8 protein-coding genes are annotated in these 6570 nt (G+C 71.5%); 4 read left to right on the forward strand and 4 right to left on the reverse strand.

Features of this window, described 5'->3' with window-relative positions:
* Window positions 1–445 (reverse strand): isocitrate lyase/phosphoenolpyruvate mutase family protein (locus tag ABZ646_RS37155; protein WP_360529254.1); only part of this gene is annotated, 445 nt, incomplete at its 3' end.
* A 108-nt stretch (window positions 446–553) separates the two neighbouring features.
* On the opposite strand from ABZ646_RS37155, the gene ABZ646_RS37160 reads away from it, so the two are divergent.
* Window positions 554–1105: a histidine phosphatase family protein gene (locus ABZ646_RS37160; RefSeq protein ID WP_360529257.1), complete on the forward strand. Its 552-nt coding sequence runs from the start codon at window positions 554–556 to the stop codon at window positions 1103–1105.
* A gap of 206 nt (window positions 1106–1311) precedes the next feature.
* On the opposite strand, the gene ABZ646_RS37165 is transcribed toward ABZ646_RS37160, so the two are convergent.
* Complete coding sequence (locus ABZ646_RS37165) at window positions 1312–1749, reverse strand: hypothetical protein (RefSeq protein ID WP_360529260.1); 438 nt, start codon at window positions 1747–1749, stop codon at window positions 1312–1314.
* Between the two features lie 121 nt (window positions 1750–1870).
* On the opposite strand from ABZ646_RS37165, the gene ABZ646_RS37170 reads away from it, so the two are divergent.
* Window positions 1871–2869 carry a TAXI family TRAP transporter solute-binding subunit gene (locus ABZ646_RS37170; RefSeq protein WP_360529263.1) on the forward strand — a complete coding sequence of 333 codons (999 nt, stop codon included), beginning with the start codon at window positions 1871–1873 and terminating at the stop codon, window positions 2867–2869.
* Window positions 2870–2920: 51 nt separating this feature from the next.
* On the opposite strand, the gene ABZ646_RS37175 is transcribed toward ABZ646_RS37170, so the two are convergent.
* Both ABZ646_RS37175 and ABZ646_RS37180 read right to left on the reverse strand, forming a co-directional pair.
* Window positions 2921–4318, reverse strand: a complete 1398-nt coding sequence (locus ABZ646_RS37175; RefSeq protein ID WP_360529266.1) for a HAMP domain-containing sensor histidine kinase — start codon at window positions 4316–4318, stop codon at window positions 2921–2923.
* Between the two features lie 9 nt (window positions 4319–4327).
* Complete coding sequence (locus tag ABZ646_RS37180; RefSeq protein WP_360529268.1) at window positions 4328–5020, reverse strand: response regulator transcription factor; 693 nt, start codon at window positions 5018–5020, stop codon at window positions 4328–4330.
* Between the two features lie 266 nt (window positions 5021–5286).
* Between ABZ646_RS37180 and ABZ646_RS37185 the strand changes: the two genes are divergently transcribed.
* Both ABZ646_RS37185 and ABZ646_RS37190 read left to right on the forward strand, forming a co-directional pair.
* On the forward strand, window positions 5287–6063 hold the full coding sequence (locus tag ABZ646_RS37185; protein WP_360529271.1) for an amino acid ABC transporter ATP-binding protein: 777 nt from the start codon (window positions 5287–5289) through the stop codon (window positions 6061–6063).
* 48 nt (window positions 6064–6111) lie between these two features.
* On the forward strand, window positions 6112–6570 hold a 459-nt coding region (locus ABZ646_RS37190), incomplete at its 3' end, for a transporter substrate-binding domain-containing protein (RefSeq protein ID WP_360529274.1).

A 6570-nucleotide genomic window follows, 5' to 3' on the forward strand; every position in this document is an offset into this window, starting at 1 on the left:
CCGCGTCGACGACCTGGCGTGCGGCACGGATGCGGTCGGCCGAGAGTTCCGGGTCGTACAGCGGCCCGGAGCGGTCGCCGGTGAAGTCCTCGATGTTGCCGCCCGCGGCCCCGGCCCCGAGGGCCAGCGCGATCGTCTCGGCCACGGTCTCGGGCGCCTGACCGAAGCCGTCCTCCAGGTCCGCGCTCACCGGGACGCGCAGCTCCGCGGCGATCTCGCCGATGCGGCCCACCATCGTGTCGCGGTCGATCCGGTCGCCGCCGTAGTCGTGGTCCGGGCGGCCCAGGGAGAAGGCCACGCCCGCGCTGGTGGTGGCCACGGCCGGGAACCCGGCCGACTCCAGGACACGGGCGCTTCCCGGGTCCCAGGCGTTGGGCAGCAGGAAGCAGCCTTCCCGGTGCAGTTCGACGAAGCGTGCGGCCCGTTCACGGCGTTGGTTGTCCACGCCGACCAGTCTGTCAGCCGGCGCTGACAGTGCCGCGGGAGCCGGACGGCGTACTGTCGTGCCCGTCCGTCCTCCCGCGCGACCGAACCACCGAGGAGCATCCGTCCCGTGACCTGCCGAGTCGTCCTCGTCGCCCCGGCGATCACCCCTTCGCTGCGGCGGGCCCGCTTCGACGACGGTGACTCGATCGAGAACCCCGGGGCGGTGGCGCTGGCCCTGCCCGCCGCCGGTCGCGCGGTCAGCTCGCCCAGTGTGCGCTGCCGTGAGACGGCCGCCGCGCTGGGCCTGGACGCCGCGGCGGAGCCCGCCCTGGCGGGCCTGGACGCCGGGCGCTGGCGGGGGCGGACGCTGGAAGAGGTCGGCGCCGCCGAGCCGCAGGCGCTGCTCCGGTGGCTGTCCGAGCCGGGGGCGGCGCCGCACGGGGGCGAATCGGTACGGGAGTTCCGCGCGCGGGTCACCGCGTGGCTGGAGACCGTCGGCAGGACGGCGGGCAGAACCGTAGCCGTGGTCGAACCCGAGGTGGTACGGGCCGTGGTGGTACACGCGCTGGGGGCGCCCGAGGCCGCCTTCTGGCGCGTGGACGTCCCGCCGCTGGCGGCGACGGAGGTCACGGGCGCCCCCGGCCGCTGGAACGTACGGCTCGGCCAGGTCGGCGGCTAGTGCCGCGGCAGGCAACGTTTACCCGTTAAGGAGCGGCGTCCGGTGCGTGCTCTGGGGGTCCCCCCGGCCGGAGGCTGGGGGAGTGCCGGCCGGAGTCCTTGTACTGGACGTACTGGGCTTTCGGCCGGTGCGGCGAGAGTGCGTGCCGGGCGTCGCGACCGGGCGAACGTTGCCTGCCGCGGCACTAGCCCCCGGCGGAACCGGCGTCAGGCCCCTTCGTCCGGTGTCCAGCCCTGGCGGCGCAGCACCGCCGAGACGTCCGGGGCCCGGTAGTGCTCGCCCTTGAGGACCTTGCCGTCGGCTCGTCGGGCCACCTGCCCGTCCGGACCCAGCTTGCTCATGTTCGCGCGGTGGATCTCGGCGAGCACCGCGTCGAGGTCGATCCCGTGCACCAGCGCCGTGCCGTACGCCACGTAGACGACGTCGGCCAGTTCGTGCGCGAGCCGGTCCAGGGGCCCGGCGACCGCGACCTCGGCGGCCTCCGCGGCTTCCTCGGCGAGCAGTTCCCCCCGGTGCGCGGCCAGTTCGGGGGACACCTCGGCCGGAGTGGTGCGGGCGTCCAGGCCGAAGGCGCGGTGGAACTCCCTGACGAGCCGGGCGGGCGAGGTGCTGGTCGGAGTGTCGGCCGAGGTGTGGCTGGTCATGCGGGCGACTCTAGCGTCCGCAACTGACAGTCCCGGTCCGCCGCCGGTCGGCCGGGCACCGTCAGGTCGTCGGCTCCCCCGGGCCTGGTCAGGACGGTGGCCGACTGGCAGGATCGCCCGCATGCCCAAGGTGTTCCCCCGTATCGGCAGGCGCCGCGCGCTCCAGGGCGCGGCCGCCGGCGCCGTCGTGTTCGGGCTGCTGCTGTGGTGGCTGCTGCCACTCGGTGAGGATCCGCCGACCGGGACGATCACCTTCAGCACCGGCACCCTGGCCGGTGTCTACCAGGACTACGGCGAACGGCTGCGCACCGAGCTGGGCAAGGACATGCCCGGGCTGAAGGTGAAGCTGGTGCAGAGCGCCGGCTCGTACGAGAACGTACGGCGGGTGGCGACCGGCCAGGCCGACTTCACCATCGCGGCGGCCGACGCGGTGAAGACGTACGAACTGAACGACGGCAGGGGCGCCGGACGGCTGCGCGGGGTGGCGCGGCTCTACGACGACTACGTCCAGCTCGTCGTGGCGCGTGACTCGGGCATCACCGACGTCGCGCAGCTGCGGCACAGGCGGGTGGCGATCGGATTGCCCAACTCCGGTGTGCGGCTCATCGCCAACCGGGTGCTCAAGGCCGCCGGGATCGATCCGGCGAAGGACATCACCCCGGTGTCCGACGGCATAGACACCGGCCCCGACCAGTTGCGGCAGGGAAAGATCGACGCGTTCTTCTGGTCGGGCGGCCTGCCGACCAAGGGCCTCCTGGACCTGGCGAAGCGGTTCCCGTTCACGTTCGTCCCGATCGACGGGAACCTCGTCACCAGGCTGCACTCCGAAGGCGAGGCCGCGCTCTACTACCGGGCGACCAACATGCCCGAGTCGGCGTACCCGTCCGTGCAGGAGAACACCCCGGTGGCGACGATCGCGGTGTCCAACGTCCTGATGACCCGCAAGGACATGGACCCGCGCCTCACGGAGTGGGTGACCCGCACAGTGATCAAGAGCCGGGACGACATCGGCAACCACGTCCACTCCGCCCAACTGGTGGACCTGCGCACCGCGATCTACACGGACCCCCTGCCCCTGCAGGAGGGCGCGCGCCGCTACTACCGCTCGGTGAAACCCTGACGGAAGCACCCCGGCGCTCTCGGGTGCGCGCCGCTGTGTCCGACGTGCGGCTCACTCTCCCCGCGGCACCGAGACGGTCACCCGCAACCCCCGTGGCTCATGGTGCTCGTAGGACAGCGAACCCCCGCCCGCCGTGAGCAGCGCCCGGGTGATCGACAGGCCCAGCCCCGACCCCTTCACGTTCTGGTGCCGTCCGCTGCGCCAGAACCGGTCCCCCACGCGCGCGAGTTCCTCGTCGGTCAGCCCCGGCCCCGTGTCGGTGACCACGACCTTCGCGACCGCGCCGTCGACGGCCACGGCAACCTCGACCACGCCCCCCTCCGGCGTGAACTTCACCGCGTTGTCGATCACCGCGTCCAGCGCGCTGGACAGCGTGACGGGGTCGGCCCACCCGGTGGCCGGCGGGCAGTCTCCGGCCAGCCGGACGCCCTTCGCCGCGGCGGCCGGCGACCACGCGGCGACGCGCTCCAGGGTCAGCTGTCCCACGTCGGTCAGCATCAGGTCCGCCTCGGCGTGCTCGGCCAGCGCCAGGTCGAGCAGGTCGTCCAGGACCTGGGCGAGCCGCTTGCCCTCGGTGCGGACGGAGGCGATCTCCTCGTTGTCCTCGGGGAGTTCGAGGGCGAGCAGTTCGATGCGGAGCAGCAGTGCGGCGAGCGGGTTGCGCAGTTGGTGGGACGCGTCGGCGACGAACGCCCGCTGCTGCTCCAGCACCTCCTCGACGTTGTCCGCCATCTCGTTGAACGCCCGGGCCAGTCGTCTGAGTTCCGGCGGGCCGCCGGCGGCCGCGACCCGGGACTTCAGCCGCCCGCTGGCGATCGCGTGGGTGGTGGCGTCCAGGATCCGTACCGGCCGCAGCACCCAGCCGGTCAGCCTGAGCGCGGCGCCGACGGCGAGCAGCATCGCGGCGAACTCGCCGGCGCCGATGAACAGCCAGCCGCGCAGGGTGCGTGAGCGCATCGGGCCGGTGGGCGAGTCGGTGACCACGACGGCGACGACATCGCCGTCCCGGATGACCGGTGAGGCCACCACCAGCCGGGTGCGCTGCCAGGGCCACACCTGCTCGGGGTCGTGGCTGCGACGGCTGAGGAGCGCCTCGTCGAACGCTTCCCTGACCTCGCCCGTCGTCGGCAGCACCCAGTCATCGGGGGCGTTGGCCATGGAGGACGCGTTGCGGTAGAAGACGCCCGCACGGATGCCGTAGACGCCGTAGTAGCTGTCGAGTTCGCGGCGCAGGGTCTCCAGCCGGTCGTCGGTGCGCATGGGGCGCGCGGTGGTGGGCGCGTCGGTGACGAACTGGGCGAGGGCCGCGAACCGCGCGGTGTCGTCGATCCGGTCGACGACGACCTTCTGCTGCTGGGCGGAGGCCGTGCTGACGGCGAGCGGGACGCCGAGCGCGAGCAGCACGGCCGCCAGCAGGACGATGAGCAGCGGGAGGAGACGTGTGCGCACCCGTCCCCGCTACGCGGCCGGGGCGACGAGCCGGTAGCCGACGCCGCGTACGGTCTCGATGAGGGCGGGCATGCGCAGCTTGGCGCGCAGGGAGGCGACGTGGACCTCCAGGGTGCGACCGGTCCCCTCCCAGCTGGTGCGCCACACCTCGCTGATGATCTGCTCCCGGCGGAACACCACCCCGGGCCGCTGGGCGAGCAGCGCCAGCAGGTCGAACTCCTTGCGGGTGAGCTGGACGGCCGTGCCGTCCACGCTGACCTGGCGGGTGGGCAGTTCGATACGGACCGGGCCGAGCCGCAGCGCGCTGTCGCCGTCGCTGCCGGCCGCGCCCTCGTCGTGGTGGGTGCGCCGGCTGACGGCGTGGATCCTGGCGAGCAGTTCCCCGGTGTCGTACGGCTTCACCACGTAGTCGTCGGCGCCGAGATTGAGGCCGTGGATGCGGGAGCGGACGTCGGAGCGGGCGGTCACCATGATCACCGGAGTGCCGGTGCGCTTGCGGATCTTGCCGCAGACCTCGTAGCCGTCCTGGTCGGGCAGGCCGAGGTCGAGCAGCACGACGTCGTAGGCGTCACTGTCGGGTACCAGGGCCTTGAGCGCCTCCTCGCCGCTGCGGGCGTGGGTGACGGAGAACCCGTGCCGGGCCAGGACCGCGGAGAGTGCGGCGGCGACGTGGTTGTCGTCCTCGACGAGCAGCAGTCTCATCCCGGCCCCCTCCGGCTGCAGTGAACGTACGCGCACGCGTGCGTGCATCAGGGCAGTCACGCTGATGGACGCGGGCGACGTCAAGTGGGTTCCGGCGGCGGGGCGGGTTCCGTTACGCGGCCGATACGCGGCCGGGCCACCCCTGCTACGACAGGTGTCCGAATGCTATCGGATCGTGATGCTCAGATCTCCCTCAGATGTAATGACGCTGGTCATGCGCGCTCATTACATTCCTCCGAAACCGAGGAGGACGGAGCCCGATAGCGATGACCGAAGTATCGGTGGCCGAGGAAGACACGGCCGCGACCGGCGAACTGGTCGTCCTGAGGAGCGTCAACAAGCACTTCGGCGCGTTGCACGTGCTCCAGGACATCGAACTGACGATCGACCGCGGTGAGGTCGTCGTGGTGATCGGCCCCTCCGGGTCCGGCAAGTCCACCCTGTGCCGCACCATCAACCGCCTGGAGACCATCGACTCCGGAACGATCACCATCGACGGCCGGCCGCTGCCCCAGGAGGGCAGGGAGCTGGCCCGGCTGCGGGCCGACGTCGGCATGGTCTTCCAGTCCTTCAACCTCTTCGCGCACAAGACGGTGCTCGAGAACGTGATGCTCGGGCAGCTCAAGGTCCGCAAGACCGACAAGAAGCAGGCCGAGGAGAAGGCCCGCGCGCTGCTCGACCGGGTCGGCGTGGGCACCCAGGCCGACAAGTACCCCGCGCAGCTCTCCGGCGGCCAGCAGCAGCGCGTCGCCATCGCCCGGGCACTGGCGATGGACCCGAAGGTGATGCTCTTCGACGAGCCGACCTCGGCCCTCGACCCCGAGATGATCAACGAGGTCCTGGAGGTCATGCAGCAGCTGGCCCGGGACGGCATGACGATGGTCGTGGTCACCCACGAGATGGGCTTCGCCCGCTCGGCGGCGAACCGGGTGGTCTTCATGGCCGACGGCCGGATCGTCGAAGAGGCCACCCCCGACCAGTTCTTCAGCAACCCGCGCAGCGACCGGGCCAAGGACTTCCTGTCGAAGATCCTGCACCACTGACCCGCACGGCGATCCAGCAACCTCTCATCACTTCAAAGGACGTTCATCATGCAGCTCCGCAAGGTCACCGCCGTCTCGGCCGCCGTGCTCGCCCTCGCCGTGTCCGCCACCGCGTGCGGCGGCAGTGACAAGAAGGACAGCGGTTCCTCGGGCGGCGGCAAGATCAAGGTCGGCATCAAGTACGACCAGCCCGGTCTCGGCCTGCAGAACCCCGACGGCTCCTTCTCGGGCTTCGACGTGGACGTGGCCACCTACGTCGCCGGCCAGCTCGGCTACAAGCCGAACCAGATCGAGTTCGTGCAGACCAAGAGCGCCGACCGGGAGAACGCCCTCGCGCGCGGTGACGTGAAGTTCATCGCGGCCACCTACTCGATCACCGACGAGCGCAAGGCGAAGGTGGACTTCGCCGGCCCGTACCTGCTGGCCCATCAGGACCTGCTGGTCAAGAAGGACTCGACCATCTCCAAGGGCACGGACCTCAACGGCCAGAAGCTGTGTTCCGTGACC

Origin of the sequence: Streptomyces sp. NPDC007162 (genome assembly GCF_040634175.1) — a bacterium.
Lineage (GTDB): Bacteria > Actinomycetota > Actinomycetes > Streptomycetales > Streptomycetaceae > Streptomyces.

Excerpts from the sequence above, each read along its gene's own strand:
- ABZ646_RS37165 (WP_360529260.1), bottom strand. The coding sequence starts at position 1,749 with ATGACCAGCCACACCTCGGCCGACACTCCGACCAGCACCTCGCCCGCC.
- ABZ646_RS37170 (WP_360529263.1), top strand. The coding sequence starts at position 1,871 with ATGCCCAAGGTGTTCCCCCGTATCGGCAGGCGCCGCGCGCTCCAGGGC.
- ABZ646_RS37180 (WP_360529268.1), bottom strand. The coding sequence starts at position 5,020 with ATGAGACTGCTGCTCGTCGAGGACGACAACCACGTCGCCGCCGCACTC.
- ABZ646_RS37185 (WP_360529271.1), top strand. The coding sequence starts at position 5,287 with ATGACCGAAGTATCGGTGGCCGAGGAAGACACGGCCGCGACCGGCGAA.